The organism is Streptococcus sp. HF-2466 (genome assembly GCF_015594645.1).
Lineage (GTDB): Bacteria > Bacillota > Bacilli > Lactobacillales > Streptococcaceae > Streptococcus > Streptococcus anginosus.
The window spans coordinates 1-2,350 of record NZ_JADNQU010000024.1; the positions used below are offsets into that span (position 1 = coordinate 1).

Below are 2,350 nucleotides of genomic sequence, written 5' to 3' on the forward strand. Positions count from 1 at the left end.
CTTGGGGACAATGTACGTGGTTTGTCTATAATCGAGCCAAAGAGGTAGGCGTTAACTTTGACCCTTATATGGGCAATGGTGGGGATTGGAAGCAGAAAGCAGGCTACCAAACCACACATACACCAACTGAACATAGCGCTCTTAGCTTCTCTCCTGGACAAGCTGGCGCAGACCCAACTTACGGGCATATTGCATTTGTAGAGCAGGTCAAATCAGACGGGTCTATTCTCATTTCAGAAGCAAACGCCAAAGGACTTGGAGTTATTTCTTATCGCACATTTGATAAAGCAACAGCTAGCCAATTTACTTATGTGATTGGGAAGTAAAAAATAGAAAAGGAAAAAGAAAAATGGAAAAACAACTTATCACAAAAAATGACCTTATTAAGCAAGGTTTAAAAGAGGGGACAGCAAGAAAAGTGATTCATGAAGCTAAAATGTTACTTGTAAATCAAGGCTTTAAATTTTACAGCAATAAACGTTTAGGAGCTGTTCCTATTAGTACTGTGGAAGAAATTTTGCATGTAAAGTTTTAAGAAGGAGATTTTATGTATATTCCTCAATTCAATCCGCGAGTTAGAAAAGACCAGAAATCAGGTCTCTTCTTTTTTGAAATTAGAGATAATGAAGGTAAGACTGTTTCATATCAATCAGGATTTAATACTAAACGAGAAGCAGAGAATACGGCTTTAGAAATTCAACAGAAATTAAGACAAGGATATACACTTGATAGATATACTTCCCTTTATGATTGGTTTCAAACATGGTATGATTTAAAAATTCGACCAAAGAAAACATTATCTCAAGAAACAAAGAAAAACTATCAAATTTATGGTGAAACTTTAAAACGTCTTTTTGGTGATAAACCTATTATTGATATTAAATCAAGCCAATATCAAAGGATTATGAATGTTTATGGAGAAACCGTCGGTTATGACTATCTTAGTAGAATAAACTCAGTAATCAGAAAAATCATCAAATTAGCACAATCAGATAAAATTGTAATTGATGATTTTACAAGTAATGTAGAATTATTCGCTGGAAAGGATGGACAAAAACCAGAAGACAAGTACATACATAGTGTTGATGACTATCATAAACTAATAAAATATTTAGAAGCTAATCTAAAATATGAAGAATCCATTGTAAACTATATTCTTTACTCAATAGCAAAAACAGGTATGAGATACGGAGAAATTGTTGGGTTGCTGGATAGTGACACAAATTTTGAAGAATTCTACTTACATACACATAAGCGTTATAATACATCAACATGGAAATGGACAAATGCTAAAAACGATTCCTCTAAAAGATATGTACCAATAGATGATAAAACAGTTACTGTTCTGTCTAACATGATAAAAGAACGAGAAAGAATAAACTCATTACTACAAATAAAAAACAAAGAGAAATTTCTCTTCTTCCACTACGGTCTAGAACATGGTATTCCTTCAGTAGCTACTGTAAATAAAGCTTTGAAAAAGATACTAAAAGAGCTTGATATAGAACCAATAATAACTACTAAAGGACTTAGACACACTTATGGCTCATATTTACTTCATAATCATATAGATATGGGAGTTGTGGCTAAAATTTTAGGTCATAAAGATATCCAAATGTTGATACAAGTTTATGGTCATACACTTACTGAAAAGATTGATAAAGAGTTTAAAGAGGTTGAACAAATTATGAATAGAATATAAATTTGGGAGAGATTTTGGGATAAAAAATCAAAAACATCAAAAAAAGCCTTGATACACAAGGCTTTTACTAAACTTAAGCAATACCGGCGGCCGGGGTCGAACCGGCACGTCCTTGCGGACACTGGATTTTGAGTCCAGCGCGTCTGCCAATTCCGCCACGCCGGCAAAGTTAAACTGGGGTAGCTGGATTCGAACCAACGCATGAGGGAGTCAAAGTCCCTTGCCTTACCGCTTGGCTATACCCCAATAATATAAAATAGGCGAGTGATGGGGATCGAACCCACGCATGCCAGAGCCACAATCTGGTGTGTTAACCACTTCACCACACCCGCCATATTCACAATAAACACGGGCAGTAGGAATTGAACCCACACTGAAGGTTTTGGAGACCTTAGTTCTACCTTTAAACTATGCCCGTAAAGGTATGGAAGGGGAGGGATTCGAACCCCCGAACCCGAAGGAGCGGATTTACAGTCCGCCGCGTTTAGCCTCTTCGCTACCCTTCCTGATATTAAACTAATATGGCGCGAGACGGAATCGAACCGCCGACACATGGAGCTTCAATCCATTGCTCTACCAACTGAGCTACCGAGCCTACCTATTGCGGGAGCAGGATTTGAACCTACGACCTTCGGGTTATGAGCCCGA

At 37.2% G+C, this 2,350-nt stretch carries 3 protein-coding genes and 6 tRNA genes; 3 read left to right on the forward strand and 6 right to left on the reverse strand.

The genetic code is table 11. From position 1 onward, the window contains the following. The 3 genes from IYQ91_RS09840 to IYQ91_RS09850 form a co-directional block, all read left to right on the forward strand. Positions 1-326: CHAP domain-containing protein (locus IYQ91_RS09840; RefSeq protein WP_195673721.1), on the forward strand; the 326-nt coding region annotated here is incomplete at its 5' end. Positions 327-349: 23 nt separating this feature from the next. Continuing rightward, positions 350-535 (forward strand): DUF3173 domain-containing protein, encoded by a 186-nt coding sequence (locus IYQ91_RS09845; protein WP_003034604.1) that lies wholly within the window; start codon positions 350-352, stop codon positions 533-535. Between the two features lie 12 nt (positions 536-547). Beyond that, positions 548-1,702, forward strand: coding sequence for a tyrosine-type recombinase/integrase (locus tag IYQ91_RS09850; protein ID WP_003041909.1), 1,155 nt, complete (start codon positions 548-550; stop codon positions 1,700-1,702). 81 nt (positions 1,703-1,783) lie between these two features. Here IYQ91_RS09850 and IYQ91_RS09855 read toward each other — a convergent pair. The 6 genes from IYQ91_RS09855 to IYQ91_RS09880 form a co-directional block, all read right to left on the reverse strand. Beyond that, a tRNA-Leu gene (locus IYQ91_RS09855) sits at positions 1,784-1,867 on the reverse strand. 9 nt (positions 1,868-1,876) lie between these two features. Then, positions 1,877-1,948 (reverse strand) — tRNA-Gln (locus IYQ91_RS09860). 13 nt (positions 1,949-1,961) lie between these two features. Beyond that, positions 1,962-2,034 (reverse strand) — tRNA-His (locus tag IYQ91_RS09865). 15 nt (positions 2,035-2,049) lie between these two features. Then, positions 2,050-2,120, reverse strand: a tRNA-Trp gene (locus IYQ91_RS09870). A 7-nt stretch (positions 2,121-2,127) separates the two neighbouring features. Further along, positions 2,128-2,208: transfer RNA gene (locus IYQ91_RS09875), tRNA-Tyr, on the reverse strand. A gap of 16 nt (positions 2,209-2,224) precedes the next feature. Next, positions 2,225-2,297: transfer RNA gene (locus tag IYQ91_RS09880), tRNA-Phe, on the reverse strand. Between the last annotated feature and the right edge of the window lie 53 nt (positions 2,298-2,350).